The 26,942-nt window shown below is 43.6% G+C and carries 26 protein-coding genes, 1 tRNA gene and 1 pseudogene; 13 read left to right on the top strand and 15 right to left on the bottom strand.

Features of this window, described 5'->3' with window-relative positions:
* Positions 1–51: 51 nt before the first annotated feature.
* From BJP37_RS09950 to BJP37_RS09935, 4 genes are read left to right on the top strand one after another with little or no spacing between them, the layout of a single operon-like run.
* Complete coding sequence (locus BJP37_RS09950) at positions 52–978, top strand: formyltransferase family protein (RefSeq protein ID WP_075898434.1); 927 nt, start codon at positions 52–54, stop codon at positions 976–978.
* A gap of 24 nt (positions 979–1,002) precedes the next feature.
* Entirely contained in the window at positions 1,003–1,944 is a 942-nt protein-coding gene (locus BJP37_RS09945) for a methyltransferase (RefSeq protein WP_075898432.1), read from the top strand.
* Between the two features lie 58 nt (positions 1,945–2,002).
* Complete coding sequence (locus BJP37_RS09940; protein WP_075898430.1) at positions 2,003–2,407, top strand: cupin domain-containing protein; 405 nt, start codon at positions 2,003–2,005, stop codon at positions 2,405–2,407.
* 25 nt (positions 2,408–2,432) lie between these two features.
* Positions 2,433–3,188, top strand: a complete 756-nt coding sequence (locus tag BJP37_RS09935) for an SDR family NAD(P)-dependent oxidoreductase (protein ID WP_075898428.1) — start codon at positions 2,433–2,435, stop codon at positions 3,186–3,188.
* 91 nt (positions 3,189–3,279) lie between these two features.
* Here BJP37_RS09935 and BJP37_RS09930 read toward each other — a convergent pair whose 3' ends face one another.
* Positions 3,280–3,654: a four helix bundle protein gene (locus BJP37_RS09930; RefSeq protein WP_075898426.1), complete on the bottom strand. Its 375-nt coding sequence runs from the start codon at positions 3,652–3,654 to the stop codon at positions 3,280–3,282.
* Between the two features lie 130 nt (positions 3,655–3,784).
* On the opposite strand from BJP37_RS09930, the gene BJP37_RS09925 reads away from it, so the two are divergent.
* Positions 3,785–6,802 (top strand): non-ribosomal peptide synthetase family protein, encoded by a 3,018-nt coding sequence (locus BJP37_RS09925; protein WP_075898424.1) that lies wholly within the window; start codon positions 3,785–3,787, stop codon positions 6,800–6,802.
* Positions 6,803–6,931: 129 nt separating this feature from the next.
* Here the strand turns inward: BJP37_RS09925 and BJP37_RS09920 are convergent, their stop codons facing one another.
* Positions 6,932–8,854, bottom strand: a complete 1,923-nt coding sequence (locus tag BJP37_RS09920) for a glycoside hydrolase family 10-like protein (RefSeq protein ID WP_075898422.1) — start codon at positions 8,852–8,854, stop codon at positions 6,932–6,934.
* 129 nt (positions 8,855–8,983) lie between these two features.
* On the opposite strand from BJP37_RS09920, the pseudogene BJP37_RS09915 reads away from it, so the two are divergent.
* Positions 8,984–9,259, top strand: a pseudogene (locus BJP37_RS09915) (ADP-ribosylglycohydrolase family protein); the annotation flags it as partial.
* Positions 9,260–9,792: 533 nt separating this feature from the next.
* Here the strand turns inward: BJP37_RS09915 and BJP37_RS09910 are convergent.
* On the bottom strand, positions 9,793–11,418 hold the full coding sequence (locus tag BJP37_RS09910; protein ID WP_075898420.1) for an IS1634 family transposase: 1,626 nt from the start codon (positions 11,416–11,418) through the stop codon (positions 9,793–9,795).
* 325 nt (positions 11,419–11,743) lie between these two features.
* Here BJP37_RS09910 and BJP37_RS38860 point away from each other — a divergent pair, with 325 nt between their 5' ends.
* Positions 11,744–11,887, top strand: a complete 144-nt coding sequence (locus BJP37_RS38860) for a hypothetical protein (RefSeq protein WP_158069506.1) — start codon at positions 11,744–11,746, stop codon at positions 11,885–11,887.
* Here the strand turns inward: BJP37_RS38860 and BJP37_RS09905 are convergent.
* The 6 genes from BJP37_RS09905 to BJP37_RS09880 all read right to left on the bottom strand — a co-directional run bounded on the left by BJP37_RS09905 (position 11,884) and on the right by BJP37_RS09880 (position 17,534).
* The gene (locus tag BJP37_RS09905; RefSeq protein WP_075898418.1) at positions 11,884–13,038 is read right to left on the bottom strand and encodes a pyridoxal-phosphate-dependent aminotransferase family protein; all 1,155 of its coding nucleotides are present in this window, start codon (positions 13,036–13,038) and stop codon (positions 11,884–11,886) included. The genes BJP37_RS38860 and BJP37_RS09905 overlap by 4 nt on opposite strands.
* Before the next feature lie 414 nt (positions 13,039–13,452).
* Entirely contained in the window at positions 13,453–13,737 is a 285-nt protein-coding gene (locus tag BJP37_RS09900; protein ID WP_075898416.1) for a DUF5340 domain-containing protein, read from the bottom strand.
* Between the two features lie 66 nt (positions 13,738–13,803).
* Positions 13,804–14,691, bottom strand: coding sequence for an indole-3-glycerol phosphate synthase TrpC (trpC, locus tag BJP37_RS09895; RefSeq protein WP_075898414.1), 888 nt, complete (start codon positions 14,689–14,691; stop codon positions 13,804–13,806).
* Between the two features lie 107 nt (positions 14,692–14,798).
* Entirely contained in the window at positions 14,799–16,229 is a 1,431-nt protein-coding gene (lpdA, locus tag BJP37_RS09890; RefSeq protein ID WP_075898412.1) for a dihydrolipoyl dehydrogenase, read from the bottom strand.
* A 424-nt stretch (positions 16,230–16,653) separates the two neighbouring features.
* Complete coding sequence (locus BJP37_RS09885; protein WP_075898410.1) at positions 16,654–17,433, bottom strand: TrmH family RNA methyltransferase; 780 nt, start codon at positions 17,431–17,433, stop codon at positions 16,654–16,656.
* A gap of 17 nt (positions 17,434–17,450) precedes the next feature.
* Positions 17,451–17,534: transfer RNA gene (locus BJP37_RS09880), tRNA-Leu, on the bottom strand.
* A gap of 327 nt (positions 17,535–17,861) precedes the next feature.
* Here BJP37_RS09880 and murA point away from each other — a divergent pair.
* Positions 17,862–19,253 carry a UDP-N-acetylglucosamine 1-carboxyvinyltransferase gene (gene murA / locus BJP37_RS09875; protein ID WP_438941502.1) on the top strand — a complete coding sequence of 464 codons (1,392 nt, stop codon included), beginning with the start codon at positions 17,862–17,864 and terminating at the stop codon, positions 19,251–19,253.
* A gap of 89 nt (positions 19,254–19,342) precedes the next feature.
* On the opposite strand, the gene thyD is transcribed toward murA, so the two are convergent.
* Both thyD and psb28 read right to left on the bottom strand, forming a co-directional pair.
* On the bottom strand, positions 19,343–20,257 hold the full coding sequence (gene thyD / locus BJP37_RS09870) for a thylakoid membrane protein ThyD (protein ID WP_075898406.1): 915 nt from the start codon (positions 20,255–20,257) through the stop codon (positions 19,343–19,345).
* A 102-nt stretch (positions 20,258–20,359) separates the two neighbouring features.
* Positions 20,360–20,746, bottom strand: coding sequence for a photosystem II reaction center protein Psb28 (gene psb28 / locus BJP37_RS09865; RefSeq protein WP_075898404.1), 387 nt, complete (start codon positions 20,744–20,746; stop codon positions 20,360–20,362).
* Positions 20,747–20,958: 212 nt separating this feature from the next.
* Between psb28 and BJP37_RS44555 the strand changes: the two genes are divergently transcribed.
* Entirely contained in the window at positions 20,959–21,168 is a 210-nt protein-coding gene (locus tag BJP37_RS44555; protein ID WP_075898402.1) for a DUF1822 family protein, read from the top strand.
* Positions 21,169–21,195: 27 nt separating this feature from the next.
* A complete protein-coding gene (locus BJP37_RS09855; protein ID WP_075898400.1) occupies positions 21,196–23,376 on the top strand; it encodes a substrate-binding domain-containing protein in 2,181 nt (726 codons plus the stop codon).
* 127 nt (positions 23,377–23,503) lie between these two features.
* On the opposite strand, the gene BJP37_RS09850 is transcribed toward BJP37_RS09855, so the two are convergent.
* Together BJP37_RS09850 and BJP37_RS09845 are read right to left on the bottom strand one after the other, a co-directional pair.
* Positions 23,504–23,710 carry a type II toxin-antitoxin system HicB family antitoxin gene (locus BJP37_RS09850; RefSeq protein ID WP_075898394.1) on the bottom strand — a complete coding sequence of 69 codons (207 nt, stop codon included), beginning with the start codon at positions 23,708–23,710 and terminating at the stop codon, positions 23,504–23,506.
* Positions 23,711–23,765: 55 nt separating this feature from the next.
* A complete protein-coding gene (locus BJP37_RS09845; protein ID WP_075898398.1) occupies positions 23,766–24,011 on the bottom strand; it encodes a UPF0175 family protein in 246 nt (81 codons plus the stop codon).
* A 351-nt stretch (positions 24,012–24,362) separates the two neighbouring features.
* Between BJP37_RS09845 and BJP37_RS09840 the strand changes: the two genes are divergently transcribed.
* From BJP37_RS09840 to BJP37_RS09835, 3 genes are all read left to right on the top strand, one after another.
* The gene (locus tag BJP37_RS09840; RefSeq protein ID WP_229415259.1) at positions 24,363–24,884 is read left to right on the top strand and encodes a hypothetical protein; all 522 of its coding nucleotides are present in this window, start codon (positions 24,363–24,365) and stop codon (positions 24,882–24,884) included.
* Positions 24,885–25,078: 194 nt separating this feature from the next.
* Positions 25,079–25,279, top strand: coding sequence for a hypothetical protein (locus tag BJP37_RS36095; RefSeq protein ID WP_143727544.1), 201 nt, complete (start codon positions 25,079–25,081; stop codon positions 25,277–25,279).
* A gap of 24 nt (positions 25,280–25,303) precedes the next feature.
* Positions 25,304–25,864, top strand: a complete 561-nt coding sequence (locus tag BJP37_RS09835; protein ID WP_075898396.1) for a Uma2 family endonuclease — start codon at positions 25,304–25,306, stop codon at positions 25,862–25,864.
* A gap of 226 nt (positions 25,865–26,090) precedes the next feature.
* On the opposite strand, the gene BJP37_RS09830 is transcribed toward BJP37_RS09835, so the two are convergent.
* Both BJP37_RS09830 and BJP37_RS09825 read right to left on the bottom strand, forming a co-directional pair.
* Positions 26,091–26,297, bottom strand: a complete 207-nt coding sequence (locus tag BJP37_RS09830; RefSeq protein ID WP_075898394.1) for a type II toxin-antitoxin system HicB family antitoxin — start codon at positions 26,295–26,297, stop codon at positions 26,091–26,093.
* An 88-nt stretch (positions 26,298–26,385) separates the two neighbouring features.
* Positions 26,386–26,880 carry a PIN domain-containing protein gene (locus tag BJP37_RS09825; protein WP_075898392.1) on the bottom strand — a complete coding sequence of 165 codons (495 nt, stop codon included), beginning with the start codon at positions 26,878–26,880 and terminating at the stop codon, positions 26,386–26,388.
* Positions 26,881–26,942 lie beyond the last annotated feature (62 nt).

The following is a 26,942-nucleotide window of genomic DNA, read 5'->3' as shown; positions in this document are numbered from 1 at the left end:
AGAGTAAGCTCAGAATCGAGGTTCTTAATAGACAAGTAATGACAAGAAAATATGAATAATTGTGAACAGAATTTTAGGCAAGAAAGGGACAAGAATAATCAGCCTAAAAATATGATTATTTTTTGTAACGAAGATATTATCGCTAATATAACTCTAAATTTTTTGCTTCCTTTTTTGAGCAATAGAAACTTTAAAGTTCATATATTTTTGTCACAAAAAGTATCGAGAAAAGCAGAAAGCCAAGTCGAAAAATTGTCTAAGTTTAATTTTTTGACTAAAGATTATATCCGTAACATAGTTTTTCCTTGCATTGAAAAAAATCTAGGCAATAAAAAATGCCAGTTGATGACATTCAATCAACTGGCGAGACAGTACGAATGCAAATTGTCTCGCATCAAAAGTACTAAAAACAGAGAAGAACAGGAGAAAATTATTGCTATTTATCAAGAACATGAACCTTACATTAGTTTGTCTGTAAGGAACAATCTAATCATCAGTTCAGAAATTATTAAAGTAGCAAGTGAGTATGGTGTGGGGAAGATTTTCAATATTCACTCATCAAAACTTCCTGAACGTGCTGGCGTGTGGTGTTCCTTGTGGGATATGGCTGAAGGAAAATCTCTTTACGGAACTTTACATATTGTTGAGGAAGGAATTGATACAGGTAGCATCATAGGAGCTTACTCTGTAGATCTTAATAAAAACTACAGCTATCTAAAAAATTTATGTTTGATTTACAAAAAGGGTGCCCAAATCTTTTTAGAATACATCGATGAGTTAGCTCAAGGATATTCTTTTCCTTTTTATTGGGAGGGAAAACAGGATCTTAGTAAAAGAACATATTATCGTACTCCCACTTACCAAGAAGTTAATCAAATGGAGGATTTGGGAATAGAACTATTTTATTACAGTGAATTTTGCGAAATCCTAGCATATTATTCCCTAGAAAAAACAGTTGAAACTTTCCAATTAGTGTAGCTTTACCGAGTACAAATAGAATTAATGAAAACTCCAGAGCTTAATTTAGAAACAGACAAAGATTTATGTGGACAAAAAACAATTATTACCTACGACTCGGACAGTAACATTGATTATCAGTCTTTAGAGGTGGGCACGATTGTCAAATATCATCTCAGTAATGACTTAGATATTTTACTAGAAACCCATCCTAATGCTTGGACACCTTCTTCACTATTTTCCCTCACAATGTGTGAGCTAGTAGCTGCTGATGATTGTAGGGGCAAGGTGGTGATGGATTTTGCTGGTGGCTTAGGCATGTTTGGCATAGTCGCCGGAAAAGGTGGTGCAGCTCAGGTAATTGGCACGGAATTAAACCCTTATGCCGTTACCCTGCAAGGAAGCAATTGGGAATTGAATGGTCTTAACCCAAAGGATTTCCAAAGTTTTGAGTCTAACTGCTTTGCTGCAATTCAAGGGAATCGAGAGATTGAAGGGAAAGTTGATCGGATTTATCTCAACCCGCCAGCACTACCTGATACGGAGGAAAAATTGCAAGCAAGGCTGAAGTTTGCTGACCAATTTCGGGGTGAAGAATGGAACCGCAATGGCGATCGCGGCAGACTAGTAATGGACACTTTAATTACCCAAGGTAGTTCCTACCTGGCACCAGGAGGGGAAATTCTCTTCATCGCCACCAGTAAAAATGGCCCCAGACTAACCCATAGGTTAATGGAAAAATACTGGGGAAAAGGAATTCAAAGCGATAGTGACAATCCTTTAGACTATTCTATTAACTGGGAAGAGCGGGGTGATGCCAATTGGGCTGTTGTCCACAGAATTAATGTTGCCTTAGCTAACTATCACACAGAGTTTGTCCAAAGCTATCAAAAACTAGCAGATCTAGAAGGAGAACCCTCCCCCTTTATAGAAGAAGAGGCCAATCTCTATCAGCAGTTATATTTTATCCGTGCCAAGAAAGCATGAGTAAACTCCTAAGTTTTGCTCATGCTAAAGTAACTTTCGATTCAAGAGAAAAAAAACAATGTCAAACCACGCAAAGATCAATACAGCTACTGCCGAAAATTTTCAATGGGGAACTGGCTGTCAAGGATGGCATTTATTAGCCAATGACAATTTAACCGTTGCACAGGAAATTATGCCTCCCAACAGCAGGGGAGTGGAACATTACCACGAAGTTGCCCAACAGTTTTTCTTTATACTTGAGGGTGAAGCATCTATAGTAATTGAGAACACAACACATGTTCTTAATTCGGGTGATGGCATACTAATATCTCCGGGAGCGCTGCATCAAATTAGGAATGAATCAAGCAATGACCTACACTTTATAGCCATTTCTTCGCCAAACAGCTTTCATGATTTTAAGAATGAAGTGGGAGAAGTGCCTGCAGATTGGAAACCAGATTTCTTTCCTAGCCAGAAATCCTGAATCTTAACCTAATGGAACTAATGCAATGATCAAGATCGCAGAAAAAACATTTCTGGTAACAGGAGCGGGAACTGGAATCGGCTACTCCATTGCCCAATGTCTTATTTCTTCAGAAGCACGAGTTGTGCTGCACTGTAATTCCCACATTGAGCCAGCCCAGAAGCTAGCCTCCGCAGCCAAAACTGATTGTGTTGTCATTCAAAAAGATTTATCCCAGCCCCAAGCAGGACAACAATTAGTGGAGGAAGTGCTCAATCTGGGATATTCCCTTGATGGTGTTGTGAATAATGCCGCCATCATGACCGAACTCAGCTTGGATGATAATCCCTCACTCTGGGAAGAGAAATGGATCGAAACTCTTAAGGTGAACTTGATTGCTGTTAGTTCCATCACCCGACGGGCAATAGAACACTTTCAGTCCAAGGGAGGAGGAATTCTTGTTAACATCTCTAGTCGTGCAGCTCATCGAGGCGACACCCCAGAGTACATGCACTATGCAGCCTCCAAAGCAGCATTGAGTAACTTAACTAAAAGTATTGCTCGTAACTTTGCTGCTGATGGCATACTAGCCTATTCTATTTGCCCGGGCTTTGTTGATACAGAAATGACCAGGACATTTACCGAAAACTACCCTATATCCCAAATTTTGTCCGGTATTCCTCTACAGCGAATCGCCCAGCCAGAGGAAATTGCTGCCATGGTAGCTTTCCTCTTATCCGGACAAGTCCCCTCGGCAACTGGAACCAACATTGATATTAATGGAGCCTCATACGTGCGCTAGAGTGCATCAGAGAAGTGGTGTTAGGTTTTAGGTGTTAGGTTTTAGGTGTTAGGTTTTAGGTTTGAGGTAAAACGCTAATTATTCGGATAGCCTAATTTTTCTTCTTCTCCTTTAGTTTTTCCATCAGACTGTTGAGCATTCTTCCTATTTCATCGCTTAACTCTAAAACGGGCTGTAACTCAGAGTTTTTAAGATAAGATAATCTGCCAGTAATTAGCAAATGTGTTTCCAATTCTTTGAGAGATCCATTAGCTATGGATAGATGATGGATATAGTCTCCCAAATGCTGTCTCCCTTTGCCATCAGCGATATTAGCTGGAATCGAAACAGCAGCTCGTTGAATTTGGCTGCTCAGTCCATAAATCTCAGTTTTTGGTAACTTAGAAGTAAGTTTGTAGCATAGTACAACCAAGTCCATTGCCCGATTCCAAACCTTTAAGTCTCGATAACTCTTAACTTCGAGCACCCTGATCACCTTTTTTGTTTAGTCGTTATCTAAAACATAACACCTAATCCCTAACACCTCAAACCTAAAACATAACACCTAACACCTAACACCTCAAACCTAAAACCCAAAACCTAAAACCTCAAAGTATATGGATACAATACCTCAGTTATTTGAAGCCCAAGTAGAACGAACACCTGATCAGATTGCTGTTGTATTTGACAAGCAGCAGTTAACCTACCGAGAACTGAATGATAAAGCGAACCAGTTAGCCAGCTATTTGCGCTCCTTGGGTGTAGAACCGGAAACCCTTGTGGGGATTTGTGTTGAGCGTTCTGTTGATACAGTGGTCGGACTTTTGGGGATTCTTAAAGCAGGGGGGGCTTATGTGCCCTTAGATCCATCCTATCCGAGGGAGCGTTTGGAGTTCATGCTCCATGATACCCAAGTGTCAGTGCTGTTGACACAACAGAAATTGGTGCCGGAAATTCCAGAATATCAAGGATATCTAGTTTGCTTGGATACAGATTGGCAGAAAATAGCTGTAGAAAGCAATACTAACCCAGTCGGTAGGGTTGGAGGAGAAAACTTAGCTTACATTACCTATACTTCTGGCTCAACCGGAAAGCCAAAAGGCGCAATGATGCCCCATCGAGCGGTTTGTCAAAGCTGGCGCTGGCTTCAAGAGACTTTTCCCTATCAGAAAAGCGATCGCGTTTTGCACAAAGCCTCTCTCAGCTTTGATGTGTCCAGCCGTTGGGAGTTATTTTGGCCTCTAATGGCTGGAGCTTGCGTTGTTTTAGCAAAACCAGACGGTGAAAAAGATAGTGCTTACATAGTTCGGCTAATCGCCCAAGAGCAAATTACCGTTGCTTATTTTGTTTCCTCTATGCTCTCGATTTTTCTCGAAGATCCGGGCTTGAAAACTTGCAGGAATCTCAGACGAATCTTTGTAGGTGGGGAAGCATTTCCCTTTGCTCTCAAACAACGCTTTTGGGAGAGCCTTCCCAATTGCCAAGCAGTTGAAATATATGGCTCTACTGAAACCATTGTGGTTAGCTCCTGGCACTGTCAACCCGAACCAGAACCGCGCAACTTTTCTATAACTCGCCCGATTGCTAAGCTGCCAATTTATATTTTAGACCACCAAATGCAACCCGTTTCCAGAGAAGAAACTGGGGAACTTTACGTAGGCGGAGACTATCTGGTCAGGGGGTATCTCAACCGCCCAGAATTAACAGCAGAAAAATTCATCACCAACCCCTTTGACAATTCAAAAGTCAACAATCAAAAGTCAAAATTATACAAAACGGGAGACTTAGCTCGCTATCTTGCTGATGGTAATATTGAGTTACTCGGTCGTGGGGATCATCAGGTAAAAATTCGCGGTTTCCGCATTGAACTAGGGGAAATTGAGGCAGTACTTACTCAACACCCTGTGGTGAGACAAGCCGCAGTAATTGCTAGGGAAGATATTCCGGGTGACAAGCGATTAGTCGCCTATATTGTCAGCACTCTTGCTGAAGAATCTCGGACAGCAATTGTGCCAGAATTGCTAAGACTTATCCAAGCAAAGCTGCCAGAATACATGATTCCTTCGGCATTTGTGGTTTTAGACGAGTTGCCCCTAACCCCTAATGGTAAGTTAGACAGGCGATCGCTCCCTGCACCTAATCCCGAACGACCTATTTTAGAGCAGGAGTTTGTCCCACCCCGTACCTCACTAGAAACAAAATTAGCCCAACTCTGGAGTCAGGTTTTACACATCCATCCCATTGGCCTGAGGGACAACTTCTTTGAATTAGGAGGAAATTCTCTCCTAGCAATTCGGCTCCTTTTCCAAGTAAGACACACTTTTGGAGTTGATTTCCCCCTACGCACCTTGTTAGAAGCACCCACAGTAGCTAACATGGCTGAAGCAATCGAGACATTTAGCAACTCAGAAGAGGCTGCAGGGATTGAAAGCATGACTGTGGAAGAGTTGCTTTCAGAAGCCGTTCTAGATCCCACCATCAAACCAAACTTTACTTCCGTTGGGTCTTATGCCGAACCCAATGCTATTTTATTGACTGGAGCAACCGGATTCCTCGGTGCTTTTTTACTCGATGAACTCCTCAGACAAACCCAAGCCAGAATTTATTGTCTGGTTCGTGGCTGTAAGACTACTGATGAAGGCAAGCATAAAATTACCAACAACCTCGATCGCTATTTACTGGAATATGAAAATTTCAACTCCCGGATTATTCCAGTGATAGGGGATTTGTCCCAGTCACTTTTGGGACTGCACGAGCAACAGTTCGAGCAGCTAGCACGGGAAATCGATATTATCTATCACGCTGCTACCTTCTTAAATTTAGCGTATCCCTACACAGCTATGCGAGCAGCCAACGTGGGAGGAACTCAGGAAATCTTGAGATTAGCCAGTCAAATCAAACTCAAGTCCGTCCATTTTATCTCTTCACCCGCTATTTTTAAGTCAACAGGGTATTTCAACAAGCCATCCATTGGAGAAGAAGACCCTTTGGAGGATTGTGAAGTAGTCTATGGAGGTTATGCTCAAAGTAAATGGGTAGCAGAAAAATTGTTTAAAACCGCACATTCCCTCGGCATTCCGGTTAGTATCTACCGACCGGGGACGATTAGCGGGCACAGTAAAACTGGCGCATCTAATGCCGAGCAAACCTTAGGTAGGCTGCTAAAGAGCTTTGTCGAGCAAGGCATTGCTCCCGATCTCAATATTGAATTCGATTTGACACCAGTAGACTATGTCAGTCAAGCCATTGTTTATCTATCTAGGCAGAAAGAATCCCTAGGAAAAAGCTTCCACTTAGTCAATCCTCAGTGTTTGCAGATAGGGGAGCTAGTCGATCTCATCCGTTCTCTCGGCTACCCTATCGAGCAAATAGACTATCCCCAGTGGGAATCAAAAATGCGGGATGTGATCTTGAGTTCCCCAGAAAATGTTTTAAGTCCCATCTTGCCGTTTTTAACCAAAAAAATTCCCGGAACCCAGCTAACCTATTTAGAGGCATCCTCCTTCACCTCAAAGTTGGATTGCGAGAATACTGTTAAGGGACTTGCTAATTCTGGTATTACTTGCGCGCCCCCAGACAGCCAGTTGCTTCGGGTTTACCTTCGGCAAATCGAAGAGTTTCCATTTAGCATGTAGGAGGGATAGAATCGATTGACCTGAGTTCGATATATACTCCGACTACTAGATATCTCCGAAAAATAATTAAATTGTGGTCAACTAATAGAAAAGAGTGTTTATACCAACATACTTCAATTCAGCAACGCCTCAATTCGATTTCTTCCAATCCTCTATATCTGGTGCTTTCACAAATTCAGGAAACATAATCCCAAAACCCCTCTCACGCTCAGAAGCTGGTTCATCACTCATATTCAACAAGGTTTCATAGAAGAAAAACGACACACCAGCAAATCCCCGCAGTCGGACAGCATCCACTTGCCGCTGAATTTGTGAGACCGGAACTAAACGAGTTCTGAGACCACTTAAAATACCAATTCCTACCGGAATATGACTCCGTGCTCTTTTGACTTCTGTCTGGTCTAATTCCGAGATAAAAGTGCTGAAATTATCTCGATAAATCTGGACAATTAGTTCTTCTACTAAACCCCGTTGTTCCCAACTTGCCCAGTCAGCTAAAAAGAATTGGTAAGAAAAACGTTGGGGATTGGGAGATAGGGAAATAATCACATCATTGTTACTGTCTTTAACACTGTCTTTAACTGCTCGAAACAGCTTGGTTAGGAAATCCGTAATTTTATTTGCTCGCCAGCGTACCCATTCCTCATCCTTTGGGTCAGTGGGGGGAGATTTACCTTGGTGTTCTTTTTTGTACAATTCTACTGTGAAATCATCGTAACCAAAGGTCACTGGCAACCCAAAGTGGTCATCGAATTGGATACCATCAACATCATAGTTGCTGACAATTTCAATAACTAAATCTTGAATAAATTGCTGTACATCTGGTTTAAAAGGATTGAGCCAAACAATCTCTTGTAGTCTTTCATCCTCTGGTTCTAATCCTTTAGTAGTTTGAGTCTTGACCCCATCTTTGGTTTGGGTCAGCCAATCTGGGTGGCGTTTGGCTAATTCAGAATAGGAGGGTGCTTTGAAGCCAAATTCAAACCAGGGAATAACTCTCAAACCATTGTCATGTCCCACCTCGACAATCTCTTTGAGAACATCTCGTCCTCCCTGCACCCCCTTCTTTGGGTCAAATAAGTCTTTCTCTAACTCCGTCGATATTCGTGCTTCCAGTCCCACTACCCGTTTAGCTACTTGAGACGGATATAGTGTATAACCCCAATTCCACACTGTAGGATATACCGTGTTAAAGTTGAGCTCCTTAAGTTTTTGTAGGCTATCCGTTACTGCTCTATTAGACAACAGTACCTCACTATCAATATTTGTCAGCCATACCCCTCTTAACTCCGCTTCAGTAGAACCAGGAGTTGGTGGCTCAACCTTAGCAATGTATTGATTAGGAATCAATCCAGTGGTTTGGGTAGCTTGGCACAAAAAAGCAGCTACCTCAGCTCGACTAGCTTGTTGGTTAGGTTTGAATTGCTTCACATTAGGGGGATTGACCACAATCTGATTTTCCGTAGCTGCTGCGATCGCATTTTGGGCATAGTTCGGAATTGCTGTAGCATCAGTAAACGCTGCCTTTAAAGTTTCTAGGGAAGACTTGACCGGTTTATACTTCAATCCACTAGCTAAAGATACTAACGCTTGGACACGAGGGATATTTTGCTTAGGGCGGAAAACTCTACCAGGATAGCCAGCCAAAAATCCCGTTTTATCAGCATTACGAATAGCCTGATTAGCCCAGTAATTAGTTGGTACATCTACGAATTTTTGGTCACTGCGCACTTGAGGAGCACTAGGGAAAGCCTTCAGAAGCAGTGCAGCAAACTCAGCTCTGGTGATCGGAGCATTCGGTTTAAAGGTACCATCTGGGTAACCCCTGATAATATTTTGTTGTGCTAGTTTGGTGATACACGGCTGTGCCCAATAATTGTCTGGGACATCTTTAAAGGTGCCACTGGCGTAGGATGGGGAAAGCTGGCATAGAGGAATTATCATCCCGATCACAAATAGCAAAATCCACCAACCCTGACGTTTAATGGTTTGCTTAAAAGAAACCAGTCTATTTACCAAGGCTATAGGCCAGAGTTTCAGTAACGGTTTCATTGGTTGAACAAGCTCCGGGTGAGGGTGTTGGGCTAATCAGGATTTTGATTAACCGCGAAGATGCAAAGAACACGACACTAGATTAGCAGAGGTTATGGATTAGAAGAGGAATTATCCAATGGAGCTAATATGGAGCTAATTAACCGTTACCGTGGTAGTCTCTTAGGATTGGCTGTTGGGGATGCAGTCGGTACTACTTTAGAGTTTAAGGCACCAGGATCATTTATCCCGATTGAAGATATGGTGGGTAGTGGGCCTTTTGGTTTAAAGCCTGGCTACTGGACTGATGATACATCCATGGCTCTGTGTTTAGCCCATAGTTTGATTGACCAACAGGGGTTTGATCCAGTTGATCAATTACAGCAGTATCTGCGATGGTCTCGAGAAGGACAGGTTATTAGGAATCCAAGCACTGAAAACTCCGCCTCAAAGCGAGCCCAGATGAAAGTGGCTAGCGAGTTTAGTCGCCTAGAAATAAATCTTGCAACCGGGGTTGATAATTGTCTAGCCAGAGTATACTAGTAGTATGAGTACAGGCTGAAAAACCGTTCGCGTAGCGTGGCCTTTGGCCTTGGCGCAACCGGGAGAGAGACCCGCCCCTGCTTGACCTTAAAATAATAATGCTCGGAGGGTAGGGAAAGTCCTCCTTAAAAACCCAGTCATCAATTAACCGTTGGTGTGTGAACCAAGCAAAAACACGATTTGAGATAAAAACGGTACGGCGGGGCACGCCGGAACCAGGTGAATGAGAAAGCAACGGACTTTAATCACGCACTTTCTAGCAAGTAACCAAACGCGATCGCGAGAATTGCCCGCTGGGTCTACTGTGAACTAAACTGAATTCTTGTTCTTGACGGGTCTTTGGTTTAGATATTGCTTACTTTTTGGCGGCGTCAAAGATTAGGACACAGTGGTTTAACCCACATTCCGCAGGTTGGTCAGACCAGTAAATAATATTTTTGGCAGGGAGCACCAAGAAACTGAAGAATCCTTTGATGCTCCTGGGTTAAGTTGACAATTTGCTCTAATTCCCCCAGGATGACCAAATGAATCGACTGAAAGCACTGAAATACCCAGCGCATTGTCGGGGTAGCTGTGGGCTTACCTAATTGGTTATTAACGGTTTGCTTAGCCCTGGCAAGAGCTTGGCGTAAGGCTCTTTGTGCCAAAGTATAGACCAACAAACACAGTCCCATCACCATCGCCAAGGCAGCTACCCGCTCAGGAGTCTTGAGGAAAACACTGCTGGTGAAGAACATCGGGTCTTTGAGAAAACGGAAACCTCTTTCAGTACATTGTTGTTTTTTGTACTCACAGAGTATATTGTCTTCAGACAGGGACTCAGACTCTAGAACATTGGTAGCCAGAACAAAGCGTCCAGCCCTTCTACGAGCTTTGGCAACCACTTCCTGATTTAAGGTTAAGCTGCCTTGAAGACGATAGTGATAGCCATCAGGAACTTGACCTTTTCGTGGTCGTCCAGGCTGATTGTAGTAAGGGAGTGGCACAACTTCTATCTGAGTGAGGCGATGATAGCGCAGTTGTTTGTTCCAATCTTCTGCTGCTGCCATGGCATCAGGAGCACAGGCAAAGTTTCGGTGTTCTAAGTGCTTGAGCTGATGAAGAGCTTTCTGATGATGCTGTTGAATTTTTTGTTCGAGCTGCAACAGGTCAGCTTCTTTTCTGGCTTCACTTTCGACAACGAGCCATCGCTGTTTGATCTCACCATAGGTGCTACAGACACAAGCCCAATGGTATCGTGTTAATTGAGCCGGATTGAAGGCTTCTTCAGACAACTGCTCCATTAACTGTTGAGCTGCTTTGAGAGTTGCGGGGACTCGGCTGAGCCATTGCAGATCGGTCAATGACTGAATGTTTTCCTCTCCATAGAGGGCAGCATCAGCCACAAACAAAGCTTCACATTGCCATTGCTCCCGGAATTGTCTGATCAGTTCGGCGAAAATGGCTTGGTCTGATTCATTACCATTTGCTACTCGTAGATATAGTGGCACATCTCCATCTCCACTACACATCAAATCCACCATGAATTGCTTGAGGTCTGGTCTATGATCTCTCGAGTAACCATGAGTAATGGCGATCGCTGCTGGTTCTTGTGAAAGGGGTAAGTCTTTCCTCAGATAAGCTCCATGAACGTGAAAGGAACTCGAATCCAGGTGCAGACTGTCACTGTTTACCCCAAACTTAAAAGCAGCTTTTAGGGCTACTTTGATAAATAGAGGGGTCAGTCCCGCTTCATAGAGTTGTTCCAATACTCTTCCTAGACGGTCATCGTTGAGATGCTGTGGTTCAATTCCCTCTCCCAGAAGATGTTCGGTGGCTTTGCCCACAAAGAATTTTTCAAACAAGTACAGGGGAGCGCTCACTAAGCCCAACCCATTGAGAATCATCGCTTTGACTGCTACTCCGGCACTGACAATTTCTTGGGGGTGGCTTCCGAGTTCTTGGTTAATTTGTTCCACTAGTCCCATCTGGTCAATTATTCCAGCCACTATGCCGCAGTGGTCAAGATCTTGTACTCTAATTGAAGATGCTATTGGTTTCATGGTTTAAAAATACCATAGCTCTCCCCTCCAACCTGCGGAATGTAGGGTTTAAGGCAGCTCGTCGATCTGGGAATCGCCGTTCTTTCAAGACGGCGAGTGTCAATTAGGATGATCTCTTATGGCAGAGCCAAAACTTCTTTAATTAATTCCTCAGGATTTCGTACTGATCAGGAAAACTTGGGAATTGGGTATGTGATTGGGTTCCAATTGAGAATTGGGATCTGATGGTGGTGTTGAACTCAATTAGGAATTATTCCGCCATCTTTACTGAACTTAGGTGGCGGAAGTTTCATTAAAAATTAAAAAGACTATTAGGAGTTGACGGTTGACCATTTACCGCAGAGCACAGTCAACCGTCAACCGTCAACCTTCAACCGTCAACCTTCAACCGTCAACCTTCAACCGTCAACCGTCAACCGTCAACCTTCAACCTTCAACCTTCAACCTTCAACCTTCAACTGTTAATTAGCTCTTGGCAAAGACACTAGCAGCAGCTGCAATACCTGCTCCTGGTGTCATGGATTGGTGTCCCAATTCCTGAAGGGTGGCTTCGAGAGCACCAATGACACCAAGAATATCTTGCTCACTGACAAAACCTAAGTGACCAATGCGGAATATTTTTCCTTTATAGTTATCTTGTCCCCCAGCTAGAGCAATGTTATAGCGTTTTTTCATCACAGAACGGATTTGTTCCGACTCTACTGATGTGGGAATCACTGCAGTGGCGGCTGGGCTAGCATACTCATCAGAACCAAACAATGGTAATGATAGGGCTTTGACAGCGGCGCGGGTTGCTTCCATCAGACGCTGGTGACGGGAAAATATTGATTCTAACCCTTCTCTTTGCATCATGCGCAGTGCAGCCTGTAGGGCAATGACTAGGTTCACTGGCGGGGTAAAGGGATTGCTGTTTTTAGCAGTAGATTTCTTGTAAGTCCCTAAATCTAGGTAAAACTTGGGCAGGGTAGCTGTTTTGTAGGCTTCCCAAGCTTTAGGACTAACACTGACAAATCCGAGTCCTGGGGGAATCATGTATCCCTTCTGGGAACCAGAGCCTACTACATCAAGACCCCACTCATCAATGGGTACATTGACTGCTCCAAGGCTGGTAACAGCATCAACAATAATTAGGGCTTCCCCGTGGTCTTTGACGTAACGATTTATGGTTTCTAAGTCGTTGAGAACCCCAGTAGAGGTTTCAGAGTGGGTGACGATTACGGCTTTGATTTGCTTTTCGGTATCAGCTTCTAGCTTTTCACGAAACTGCTCCGGATCTAAGGGCTTACCCCACTCAGCGGTAATGGTGTCCACTTCCAGACCAAAAGCAGTACTGATTTTGCCCCAACGGTCGCCAAATTTACCATTAGAACCAACTAAAACGCGATCGCCTGCACTGAGGAAGTTAATAATGCCAGCTTCCATGACTCCGGTACCGCTAGCGGTTACAGTCAAGACATCATTTTTGGTCTGGTGTAGCCATTTGAGGTTTTCATTGACCTCTGCCATGATTTCGCTAAATTCGGGACTACGGTGTCCGATCGGGTGTTTGGCCATGGCCAGTAATACTTGTTCTGGTACTGGCGTCGGGCCAGGAATCATTAGTTTGAGCTTGTCTTCCATCTGTAGTTAGTCTTGGTATCTAGGGTTGTTGTGATCTGATGATTGGTTAGTTACTCTGAACTGACCGATTAAGTCTTGGATGTTACCGGACAAAACCGGAAATTCAAGGTTAATTTAGCGGTTACTTTGGCGTTTCACCACCGGACCATGGGAGCGGTTATCCCCACCCATGCTTACACGAAGACTGACCCAGCCACGCTAGATTTAAACTTGCCTTAAAGTCTTTGTATATTGACATCCTGCAGTTAGGACACTCTTTAGTTTGGAGCCATAGCGAGCATGTGTTATTGATGCCGACAGTGGGAGTAAAGCTCCTCATTAGTAGGTAACAATCTCAAAATATATTGGCTCAAATGAGATACTCTGACTAAATTTCTTAGTTTTTTTTTATGAAGTTGACAATTTGTTGACTATTTAATGGGGGAGTCTTCCTGCTGAATCCGGTAAACCATTTTTTGAGTCATGGGCATCCAATTTGACGCTGTTGAGAGACCAGCGATACTCCATTGGCAAGTTGGCTCGCTGACAGCTTTGTTCTAACTGCTTCTGCTGAACTAGGGCTTTACGCAGAGTACTGATCAATTGATGAACCTGCTCTCGCAATTGGGGGTTTTGACTGGTAGCAAATGCTGTTTGGCGCTCTAGCAGTTGGAGCAGCAGTTCGTAGTGAATATAAGATGGAAGGGGAATTGGATCCATGAAATTTCCTGTACCTCGGTGAGTCGGAGTTTGCCATCACCATTGACTATTGTTTTGGGCTATGGGTCACTGATGGCTAAACAAACTGGCAATAGCAACTGCTGGGTCTGGCTGTTTTACCAATGACTCACCAATGAGGACGGCTGTGGCTCCGGCAGATGCTACCTGATCAAGGTGAGCGTTGGTATGAAGCCCTGATTCACTGACTACCAGAATGCCACGTTCGAGTAGTTGGTTAGCCCTTGCTGCTAGTAATTGACAGGTTGTTTGTAAATCGACGGAAAAATCTTCCAAGTTACGATTGTTTATACCTACTAGGGTAACGCCATCGAGAGATAATACTCGATCTAATTCAGATTGGGTATGGACTTCGATCAAGGGTGTGATCGACAGAGTCTTAGCAATTTTGATAAAGTATTGCAGGTCTTGATCGGAAAGGATGGCTGCAATCAGTAAAACTGCATCTGCTCCGTGACTACGAGCCATGTACATTTGGTAGGGATAGATGATGAACTCCTTACACAGCAAAGGCACGTCTACAGCAGCACGAACTTTTGCCAGGTTTTCCCAACTACCCTGAAAGAATGTTTGATCTGTCAGCACTGAGATCGCACTAGCACCACCCTGGCTGTATGACTGAGCAATGGCTACTGGGTCAAAATCTTCTCGAATAACCCCTTTGCTAGGAGATGCTTTTTTGATTTCTGCAATCAGGCCAGGGCTAGTCTTTCCTGATTTTAGGGCTGCTAGAAAGTCTCGGGGGGGTGGTGCTGTTTGTACTCGCTTGCGCAACTCCACTAGGGGCAGACTTTCCCGCATCTGGTCAATTTCTTTCTCTTTGTGCCAGACAATTTCTTCGAGAATATGGTGGGGTTTATCGTCTGGTAGTGCAACTTGATAGTGCAGGGTTTGGATTTTAACTGCTGGATTAGGTGGGCGTCGGCGAATTTGCATCAGTAGTTTTATATAGTGCGTGAGTGCGTCAGTCCCTCAGTGCGTCAGTTTCTCAGTGCGTCAGTACCAAAATCCTTTGTTAATTAGCAATTAACAAAGGATTTTGACTAATGAGTTACAGCTCGTTTGTAAGCTTCGTCGAGTACTTCTGAGAGAGTGGGGTGAGCATGGACTAAGTAGGCGAGGGAGTTGACGGATTGTCTGTTTGCGATCGCATTTGAGGCTTCGTGAATTAAGTCAGAGGCGTGGATACCTAGGATGTGGACTCCTAGGACTTCCCCGGTATCTTTACGGTAGATCACTTTCGCTACCCCATCTGCTTCTCCTTCTGCGATCGCTTTAGAATTCCCCTTAAAGTAAGATCTTACAACGGATACTTCAAAGCCTTCTTCGGAGGCCAATTTTTTGGCTTGTGGTTCGCTTAGGCCGACGTAGCTGATTTCTGGATGGGTAAAGGCGGCTGCGGGTATGCTGCGGTAGTCTACGGTGCGCTGACGTCCACAGATATTCTCTACTGCGACAATACCTTGAGCGGATGCGGCATGGGCTAACATCATTTTCCCAGTGGCATCACCAATTGCCCAAAGATGGGGTACGGGTTCCCCTGCTGAAAGTACTGCCATGGTGTCATCTACGGGAATAAAACCGCGCCGGTCTGTTTCCACTCCTACGGCATCTAGTCCTAGGTCTTTGGTGGCGGGAATCCGACCTGTAGCGACCAGGCAAGCATCGACTTCGAGTACATCGACTACTTCCTTGGTTTTGGTATCTGCTAGTTCAATTACTACCGGGGAACCGGGAGTTACTTTCATCGCTAGCACCCCAGTATGGGTTTCAATGTCCCGAGGTTTGATCAGGATTCGTGTGGCTAGTTTGGCAATATCAGGGTCAAAGGTTGGCATCAGGTCGTCTAGGGCTTCGATCATGGTGATTTCAGACCCTAGTGCTGTGTAGACATCAGCAAACTCTAGACCAATGTAACCACTGCCCACGATTGCTACCCAATCTGGCAGCCATTCTAGTTTGATGGCATCATCGCTGGTAAATACGGTTTTGCCATCAATCTCAATTCCTGGGGGTACAAAGGGAATTGAACCAGCGGATATCATAATGTCTTTGGCGGTAATAGTTTTTTCGCCATTGTCTGTAACAACGGTTACTTTTTGATAAGCAGCTACTTTACCCCAGCCTTTGATAATATCCACACCCAAGCGTTTTAGGCTGTTGGTCAGGTCACCACGAATCTTACTGACTAGATTGCTGGCATGATTTGCGATCGCATTTCGGTCAAACTCAACCCCTGCTACTTTAATCCCAAGGGCATTGAGATGATGAGCGTCCTGGAGCTCTCGCACTCTACCTGATGCGGCTAATAGGGCTTTAGAAGGGATGCAGCCCCGGTTGACACAAGTTCCGCCCATGTCAGCGGCTTCAATAATAGCGGTTTTCAGACCACAGCTAACTGCGTGTAAGGCAGCACCATGACCCCCTACACCAGCACCGATAATCACTAAATCGTAATCAAAGTCTTGACTCACATCTATCTCCTAGTCTAGATTGGGTATGCTTTGTTTGTCTTTATTATTTTCAACTTGACCAATCCAGGATTGCAAGTGCTCAACCATTAAGATTGAGAGGGTGAAGTATGAAGTATCAAGGATCGCAAAGGGAATAGGGAACAGGGAACAGGGAACAGGGAATAGGGAACAGGGAATATGGCATCAAAAATTATCACAATTCATTGCTTTAGGATACCTAGATTAAGGGCGTTGCTGAATTTAGGAATGAATAAGAGTAGAGTGGGCATCCTGCCCGCTCGAAAATAAGGATGAAACTGGCAAGATGCCAGTTCTACGCAAGATGCCAGTTCCACGCAAGATGCCCATTCCACACAAGATGCCCATTCCAGAAAACTCTTAAAAACATTCCATTATTAAGCAACGCCAGATGTTGCTGATTAATTCAGAAACGTTGCCGTTTAGCTTCGTACAACATCAAGGCAGCAGCAATCGCTACATTTAAGGATTCTACTCCTGGCATCAGGGGAATCTTAACTTGCTGATCTGCGATGTTTACCAACTCTTCCTTAAGTCCAGCTGCTTCATTGCCCAGGAGTATTAAGCTAGGACAGCGCCAATCTATTTCCCAGTAACTGACCTTAGCATCTGGTACTGTGGCCACTACTTGTATCCCTTGAGCTTGAGCTTGAGCTACGAGGGTGGGCAAATGGGGGGTAACTGCCATGGGCAGACGGAACCACTGACCGACTGAGGCTCGCAATACTTTAGGATTATCTAGCTCTACACTATCGGAACTGAGCCACAATCCTTCTGCACCAGCGGCTACCGCAGTTCTAATGATTGTTCCAAGATTTCCTGGGTCTTGTATGGTTTCTAGGGCTAGACCTAGGGAGAGGGAATTGAGGGGTTTCGGGGAAAGGGGAAGACGGGTTGCTGTGGCTATCACTCCATCTGGCTCAACTGTGGTAGCGATCGCTTTTAGTACAGACTGACTTACTACTTCCACTCTTTGAGACCGAACGGAAGCATCTTGGGATAGTTGTGGATGAGCTTCAAGCCATTCTGGTGTATAGCAGAGGGTGACTAGGGGATAATCTACGGCACAGGCTTCTGCCAACAGGTGGGTTCCCTCCAACAGAAATAGGTCTTGCTGCCGACGCCCTTTGACTCTGTGCAGCTTGCGAATTTCCTTGACTAGGGGATTCTTAGTACTTGTCAACATACAAGTCTGGCTAATTATGCGGAACCCGGGACTTGAACCCGGAAGTCCTTGCGAACACTAGAACCTGAATCTAGCGCGTCTACCAATTCCGCCAGTTCCGCTTTTGTTGGCGTTATAGCAATCTTTGGTGATTCCGATAGTGGTCAGTTCTGAATCAGAACTGTCACGGTTGAGGATTCCACAAAGGAATTGCTAGTGGGCTTGCTCTATTAGCTCACCGGTTTTTTAGTATACAGCATTTACTGCTATTGTGGACAAGTTTCTTGTCGATAGCCGCAACGCCTGCAAATTTCCCGGTTTAGATTGCCAACTTCTGAGTATAGTGGAAAACCTGACATTCGATCAAGATACTTGGAAAACTAGACATTTATAAAGTTTCAGGTAAAATCAAAACCAAATTTAATATTTCGCCAGAAATTACAATTATTTTGGAGGATAGACCCATTAGTCACTCTCAAAGCCCGATAAATCCCCAATCTCTGTCCCAGGAAAACGAATCGGTTCTCAAGATTTGGGGTAGAGCGTCTCTCCAGGGACAGGTAAAAATTAGTGGAGCTAAAAATTCTGCCTTGGCAATTATGGCAGGGGCTTTACTGTGTTCTCAAGATTGCCGACTGCGTAATGTGCCCTCCCTAGTAGATATCGAGCGGATGAGCCAGATTCTTGCTGCTGTGGGAGTCAAGCTCAAACGCAATGGTGACATCTTAGACCTAGATGTCAGCCATATCGGACAATCAAAAGCTCCCTATGAGTTGGTTAGCCAGCTGCGAGCTAGCTTTTTTATTCTCGGTCCGATGCTAGCGCGATTGGGAGTGGCACGGATACCACTACCTGGTGGCTGTGCGATTGGTGCTAGACCTGTAGACCTCCATGTCAGGGGTCTACAAGCTATGGGCGCTCAGGTTCATATTGAGCATGGCATGGTCAATGCTTATGTGAAAGGAACAGGTAACAACAAGCTAAAGGGGGCGAAAATCTACCTGGATTACCCCAGTGTCGGCGCAACAGAAACTCTGCTGATGGCAGCGACTCTGGCAGAAGGGGAAACCATCATTGAAAATGCGGCTCAAGAGCCAGAAGTGGTGGATTTGGCGAATTTCTGCCGAGCGATGGGAGCTCAAATTAGTGGTGCTGGTACTAAAACTATTAGTATCTCTGGGGTTTCTAGTTTACATTCGGTGGATTACCCGATTATTCCTGACCGGATTGAAGCTGGTACTTTCTTGGTAGCTGGGGCAATTACCCACTCTGAACTGAGCCTTTACCCAGTAATACCGGAACATTTAACGGCTGTGATTGCTAAGCTACGGGCAATTGGTAGTGAGGTGATGGTGGAAGAACCCAATCGCTTACGAATTATTCCTCATAAACTAACGGCAACGGATATTGAAACTTTGCCTTATCCTGGATTTCCTACGGATATGCAAGCCCAGTTTACGGCGTTGCTGGCTCTGAGTGAGGGAAACTGTGTGGTTAGCGAAACGGTTTTTGAAAATCGGCTGCGTCATGTGGCTGAATTGAATCGCATGGGGGCGGATATCCGGGTTAAAGGGAATAATGCGATTATCAGAGGTGTGCCAATGTTGTCGGGAGCACCAGTAGTGGGTACGGATTTACGAGCATCTGCTGCACTTGTGGTCGCTGGGTTAGGGGCAGAAGGAATAACTACGATTCAGGGACTCCGTCATTTAGACCGGGGTTATGACGATTTGGAAGGTAAACTCCGACAACTTGGTGCTAGAGTAGAACGGGTTCCGGCTCAGATAGAAGAAGAGGAACTTCCTCCGACTCCCACTAATGCTATGACTGCAACACCTTAGTAGTTATAGTCATTAGTCATTAGTTATTAGTCATTGAGAAATTGTTAATTGTTAATTGTTAATTGTTAATTGTGATCAATTTTCAATTTTCAGTTTTCAGTTTTCAATATGTCTATTAGAGCTTGTTTTACTGTGGGATACTGATATTCCCATCCATAACTAGTAGTTCGTTTGGGTAGCACCTGTTGACCTTCCAAGACGACTACCGCTCCTTCTCCCAGCAAGGCTTCTAGGGCAACACTGGGAACTGGTAGCCAGGAGGGACGATTGAGAACATCTCCAATGGCTTTACATAGTTCAGACATCAAGACAGGATTGGGGGCTGTGGCATTGAAAATCCCTTCCATGTCTGGTCTGGTTAGGCCAGCTATGATTAAGTTCACTAAGTCATCTCGGTGAATCCAAGAAAACCATTGGCGACCGCTACCGATTGGCCCTCCAGCAAACATTTGAAAGGGGGGTATCATTTTGGCTAAGGCACCGCCATTGCCCAAAACTATACCGATGCGCAGAATCACTAGTCGCACATCAGCTTCTTTGACTTTCTGGGCTTCCCCTTCCCAGGCTTGACAAACCTCTGCCAGAAAGTCGTCTCCAGCAGGACTTGTTTCATCAAAGGTTACTGTTTCACTAGTGCCGTAGTAACCAATGGCAGAAGCGTTTACTAATACCGTGGGTTTAGGGTCAGCAAGAGCGATCGCTTCCACTATTTTTTGGGTCCCTAATTGGCGGCTATTGAGGATTTCCTGCTTACGGGCTGGTGTCCAGCGCTCCTCAGCAATGGGGGCTCCAGCTAAATTGACCACACCATCACAGCCTGCGATCGCATTTTGCCAATCCCCTGATTCCGTGGGAGTGTAGGCAATAGTTTCTATATTAGGAAATTGCTTCCTAGCTTTAGCTGAGTCACGGGTTAAGATTAAGGGTTGATGTCCTTCTTCTTGTAGACGCTCGACTAAGCGGCTACCGACAAATCCTGTTGCTCCAGTAATTGCGACTTTCATACTTCATCCTTGATACTTGATATCGTGTCTGATAGCACACTTATGGCTTAGGTTAACCTGGGACGGAACCCAAAGACCGGGGGAAATGTTCAGGATGGGTAATTATCCTTCAGTAGATGGTTTGCTTTCACCGTAAGCCATGCCATTAGCTTCAGCGTACCGATTCATGAAGCGCATGAAGCGTTCCCAGTGGTCGTCTTGATCAATTTCAACTTTACACTCCACTCCTGCTAGCTCATCTCCTTCTGGACCACCGAAGCGAAATTTTATTGAGGATGGAGTCATATTAATGACCCCTTCTTCGTCTGTTAAGACCATTGATTGAGAAAATCGGTTTCTATAACTGTTGAATTGTTCAATAGCCTTTAACTTTTCAAAGGTCATCAAGACGATGCGGGCTCCTGACCGTCGGTTTTTTCTGAGGCTGACATCACTCAGCTGTTCATAAATACCGTCAAAGAATTGGATGGATGGTTTTGAATAGTTCATTTGAAATATAAAAACATCGTTAAATTTTAGTATATCGCCTTGGGAGGGGTTGACAAAATTATTTTTATAGGTATGGAGTAGGGAATCGGGAATCGGGAGTAGGGAATCGGGAGTCGGGAACAGAGAATATAGGGTAAGCCCAAGACAAATTAAGCCAAAATCTGATATAGAGCCAGGATTATGACCAGATTAAGCCTTGATTCTCTTTTCTATTGCACTATTATCCAGCTGGCGATTCCACGTATCTCCCACCAGGTTTGCAGGTGGTTGTACTGAATAAATCAGAAACCCGTTGTATGGAAGAGGAAGCCAGAAGTGCTGATTACTGGTTACAGCTTCATTTCGATGTGCAATTAACAGAAAGATTCAGTGTCAGATTGGCTTTGGGGTATACTAGCATCACTAAACAGTGTTTAGTCTAAGTTGCTCAAGTTTCATAGGAGACGACAATGCTGATAGTCAAAATGAAACTATTTGATAAGGAATCAGGATTTCATACCAATCTGGAGGTGACTGGTATGAAATTTGAACCTATCGAAGGCTTTCTACCGGCTCCACCACCAGCTCTGAATTCATCATTTGCAAACTGGCAGTTAAGTTATCGTGGTTTGGACGATGTGAAATCATGCTTCTCATCACGTCTTACCGCAGGAAAAGTAGTTAATTACTCAGCTCCTGAAGAAGCTCAGGCGGTGAAAGCACACCTGAATGAATGGCTCAACTCTGGAGATAGGGAGTGGCAACCTATCCGAGATCAATTGATTTCAATAGCAAACCAATCACAAGCAAACCAATCGAATCCTGCTGGTCAAGAAATTCACGTACTCCTTGATGTTCCGGAAACAAACTTGAGCCGCTTTCCCTGGCAAGAGTGGGATGTATTTAAAAATCACTACCCAAACGCAGAAGTTATTTTAAGGATTAGAAATCCATCTAGCAAAACAATCATCCCACCTCAAAACTCCTCAAAACTCAGAATTCTAGTAGTGGTGGGTAGGAGTGATGGAATTAATACCGAGTCTGACCTAGAGGTAATCCAAGAGTTAGAAAAAAAAGGAGTAGAGGTCATTACTCTTATTCAGCCTTCTTTTCAGGAGTTATATCAAGCGCTTTTTGAAAGCTACCAGATCTTTATCTTTACTGGTCATAGTAGTTCTCAAGAAGATGGAAAGATTGGTTGGATTGAACTTAATAATCAAGACAGTGTAACGATTAAGCAATTAAGTGAACCCTTCAAGAAAGCTATAGACAATGGATTGGAGTTAGCTATTTTCAATTCTTGTGACGGGATTGGTTTAGCCAACCAACTGACACAGTTGAATTTGCTTCAATGTATTGTAATGAGAGAACCAGTTCCTGATGTGGTAGCTGTGGCATTTTTAAAATATTTTTTCAAGGAATTTACTGCTAATAAGTCTCTTTTTACTTCAGTACACGAAGCACGCAACCGTCTGGGTGCTCTTAATGAAAAATATCCAGGAGTGATCTGGTTGCCAATCTTATGTATCCGAGAATCAGCATTATATAAGCCGTTTACTTGGCCGGGGCTACTCAAACAGCCTTCATTCAATCCCAATATTCTCTTAAAATTGATTAGATTAGGCTGTATTCTTATTCTGTTCTTTTTTTTGATTTTGTCTAGTTTTACAATAATCCATATAATCAGAGGCAAAGAGCCATTAGCCGGACTCATAACGCTAATAGAAAAAATAGTTAATCCACCAACAAAACTAACTGATGTAAATACACCTTCAGGAACATTCCGGTACGGTGGGAGTACTACTTGGGCAAAAATTCGAGGTCTAGTTGATGACAAGATTGAACAAAAATTTCCTCAGTTCAATCTTGTATATACTGAGCATATTAGGCGACCACCAGGTTCTGGCAGTGGTATTCGGATGCTTTTAGATGGTCAAATTTCTTTTTCCCAGTCTTCACGACCCATTAAAGATGAGGAACAGCAAATAGCAAACCAAAGGGGGTTTAAGCTCAAGGAAATTCCTGTGGCTATCGGTGGCATGGCTGTGGTTGTTCATCCTAAGCTTGATATCAAAGATTTGACTTTAGAGCAACTCAAAGGCATCTACACAGGTAAATTAACTAATTGGCAGCAAGTAGGTGGACCAAATCTCAAGATTACACCCTATTCTGCACCTCGTGGCGCTGGTGGTACTGTAATTTTGAAAAAACACCTTTTAGAAACAGGCCAAGATTTTGGTCCTAATGTGATTTTTACAAAAACTCCTACTGAAGCTATAAACAAGGTGGGGAATTTAAATAACGAAGGTGATGACGGTGGTATTTATATGGCTTCAGTTTATAATCTAGTTGGTCAGTGCAGCGTTAAACCTGTGCCTATTGCTCGTACCGAGGATGGTCCATTTGTTGCCCCATACGAAGGAGAACTTGTCCCAATACAAGATTGCCCTGATCAGCGCAACAAACTGAATTATAAAGTCTTTCAAAACAGTGAATATCCTATCACTCGACGTTTGTTCGTGATTATTAAAGAAGATGCTGGACTTGATCAGCAAGCTGGAGAAGCTTATGCCAACTTACTTTTGACAGATGAAGGGCAAAAATTAATAGCAGAAGCTGGAATCATTCCTGTGAAGGGGCTACAAAAATAATTATAGCAATTATCATAGTCATGAGGTACACTTTTATGGGTTTTAGGGAACAGGGAATAGGGAACAGGGAACAGGGAAAGCGCACGAGCATTAAGCTAATAAGTAAATGCTTACTATTAGACTAATTTCAGGCTACCTCTAGTATCTTTGGAGTTGGTAACTCTTTATTGACTTGACTATAAGCGTACACCAAATCCTCTAAAACTTCCTTAGCATTCTCAAGAGCTTCCTCATAGGTGTCACCGTGGGTACGAGCATAGTTACCCCATTCGGGTAAACTAGCCACATAAGAGTTATCTTCCTCTGACCATTGAATTAAAATGCTATATTTCATGGCTCTTCTCCATTCTCGACTGTCGATTCCCTAAAACCTAATCAGCTAATAATAATCACAGCAAAATCATCGATTGTAGGGTTTTAAGGTCTGCTTCAAAATCAGCAACATCATAATTCAAATCTAAACCGCGCTTGGCAAGTTCATGCTGAAATTCAATCACGGTTAACCCCGTCCAGGCACGGACTTTGCCACTGCTAATTTTGTCTTGCTTATACAGCATCAGGGCAATTTCAAGTTTGAACTCACCCTCAGTCATTTGGCTAGCTTGGACAATATCGTCAGGGATAACTACACTCATAGCTACACTGATAAGTAATTAGTCGATTATCAACAGTTACTTTAATTTTATCAGAAACTTCAACTGCATTATAACACCCATCCACGCCACACCCAGTCAGGCTAATCATAATTCCTCTATCGTTGATTAACTCTTATCTCTTCCCTACTCCCTACTCCCTACTCCCTACTCCCGATTCCCGACTCCCGATTCCCTAAAACCCATAACTTTATAGTTTACCCCATTGAAAAATACTGTAAAATTATAGTAGTTAAGTTACTCTACAAATGAACCGTCGCCGCATTCTCAAAACTGGACAGCCTTACAGCTTTAGCCAATATTTTAACCTTCCCTAAACCCATCGAAGATATCTTGGCGGAATTTGACTGTACCCTTGTGCGATCGCATATCGATCTACCTCGTCAACCCTTCACTGCTGCTATTGAACCCCTGCTGCACCAAATCGAGCGTAACCGCAAGCGCATTGAGCTGATCAACGAAACTGCCCGTCGGGAAGCCCTGATCGCACCAATTCTGTTTGAAGTAGTCGATCTAACTAATCACCGAATTTACATTGAATATTCCATCGCCGTTAGCGAACACCTGCGGGGAACCTTAGATTATTACATTGCCAACCATAACCTGATTGTGATCGAAGCCAAACAATCTGATCTGGTAAGGGGCTTCACTCAACTGGCGGTGGAGTTGGTTGCCCTTGATCAGTGGCTCCAGTCTGACCAGAGAATTTTGTATGGCATTGTAACCACCGGAGAAGACTGGCGTTTCGGTACTTTTAATCGCCAAGAACGTTCTATACAACAAGACCCCAAGCGCTACATCGTCCCAGAAGAGCTAACCGAGTTGCTGGAAATTTTAGTTGGGATTATGAATTGAAACGGTTAATTAATTATAGTGGTTTTTAATTAGGGAATCGGGAATCGGGAATCGGGAATCGGGAGTCGGGAATCGGGAAGAGAGCTTGTAGGGTGGGCAAAGAAAGTTTGGTTATTTTTGAGTCGTTTAGATTAGATTACTTTGCCCACCAGACTTCAATTGGTATTTGTTTTCGTTGCTGAATTGAAGTATGAATGCGCGATTGTATGGTTTTGGAAAAGCCCCATAAATTCCCCAAGCGAGCAATCCCTCGCTTGGGGGAATTTGAGAGTTTTATAGCGTTTATCACCGTTATGAGGTACACAGGATTTTTTACCTCTTGCCTCTTGCCTCTTGCCTCTTGCCTCTTGCCTCTTGCCTCTTGCCTCTTGCCGATTCCCTTTATTCTATACTAATAGAGTCACTCTCTTGAAACTGTCATGATTGCTGATAAAAGCCCCAATTACATTTCCAAAGAAGAGTATCTATCCTACGAAGAAGATAGTGCCATCAAACACGAGTATAGTGATGGAGAAGTCTATGCCATGGCTGGCGCGAGTGATGCTCATCTTACTATTGCCCTTAACCTGGCTTCAGCCTTAAGAAATCATGTCAGGGGCACTGGCTGTCGGGTTTATATGGCAGATATGAAAACTTATGTTGAAGCATCCAATAGTTATTATTATCCTGATGTTATGGTGACTTGCGATGCCAGAGACCGAGAATTGGCTAATTATAAAAAATATCCTTGTTTAATTGTAGAAGTTTTATCTCCCAAGACTGAAGCCTTTGACCGGGGTGACAAATTTTCTGACTATCAACAGTTAGAAACCTTGGTGGAATATGTTTTAATTAGCCAAAATCGTAAACGCCTAGACTGCTTTCGCCGGAATTCCGAGGGAGTTTGGACATTGCAATTTTATTATCCGGGCAGTGAGATTCATCTAGAAACTGTGGATTTTAGAACTAGTCTTGAGGCTTTGTATGAAGATGTAACATAAGCCGTCAGCCGTCAGCCGTCAGCCGTCAGCTGATTCCTTATAAGAAGTGTTAGAGCTTTTAGTAGAAGATTACCAAGCTAGAGGTAAAGAGTTACCTTTATTAAATTATTCACAAATAACAACAGTTTAATTACAGCGGTTTGCAATTCAGTTAGGTATAAAGTTCTAAGTTTTTAGGGAGTGTAAGCATTCAGCTAATACCTGAATACTTACTTTTAGGCTAATTTCAGGCTACCTCTAGTATCTTTGGAGTTGGTAACTCTTTATTAACTTGGCTATAGGCGTATACCAAATCCTCTAAAACTTCCTTAGCATTCTCAAGAGCTTCCTCATAGGTGTCACCGTGGGTACGAGCATAGTTACCCCATTCGGGTAAACTAGCCACATAAGAGTTATCTTCCTCTGACCATTGAATTAAAATGCTATATTTCATGGCTCTTCTCTATTCTCGACTCTCGACTCCCAACTCCCTAAAACCCAAGAAGGATAAAGTCCTGCCTCTTTTAATTTTATAATGTACTTTATTCATCGGTAGCTTGGAGAATTGCGTGGTACAATTGAGAACTAATACGAAAGTCCATTGTTTCAATCAATTGATCCATTAATGGTTTAACCGCCGGAATTAAATTACTTTTCTTGGCTTGCACCAGAATGCCCAGTAACCCCACAATAGTTAACCCCAATTCTTGAGCAACTGTTCGTCCCCGTCGCTCATCCATCAGTAGCAAATCGGCATCCATTTCCAGTGCTAATACGATCGCTTCTGCTTCACCTAAATCGATGGTTTCTTGACTTTCCTGAAGTATGACAACTTGCTGCCTATCTGAAACAGCCTGAGTTTTAATCCAAGATAAGGTTTGGACTTCTACTGTTCCAGGTACAATTTTACCGATACCAACCATTTCATTGTAGACAGCAACGGGAATAATAACAGAACCATATAAGCGATGCAAGAGGTTAAGTTGATTGATGCCTGCTAGATTAGTAATGGGTGATGTATCGCTAATAATAATCACAGCAAACTCATCGATTGTAGGGTTTTAAGGTCTGCTTCAAAATCAGCAACATCATAATTCAA

Source organism: Moorena bouillonii PNG (assembly GCF_001942495.1).
Classification (GTDB): domain Bacteria; phylum Cyanobacteriota; class Cyanobacteriia; order Cyanobacteriales; family Coleofasciculaceae; genus Moorena; species Moorena bouillonii.
The sequence above is the reverse complement of the archived record's forward strand: the minus strand, read 5'-3'. Positions and strand labels throughout refer to the sequence as shown.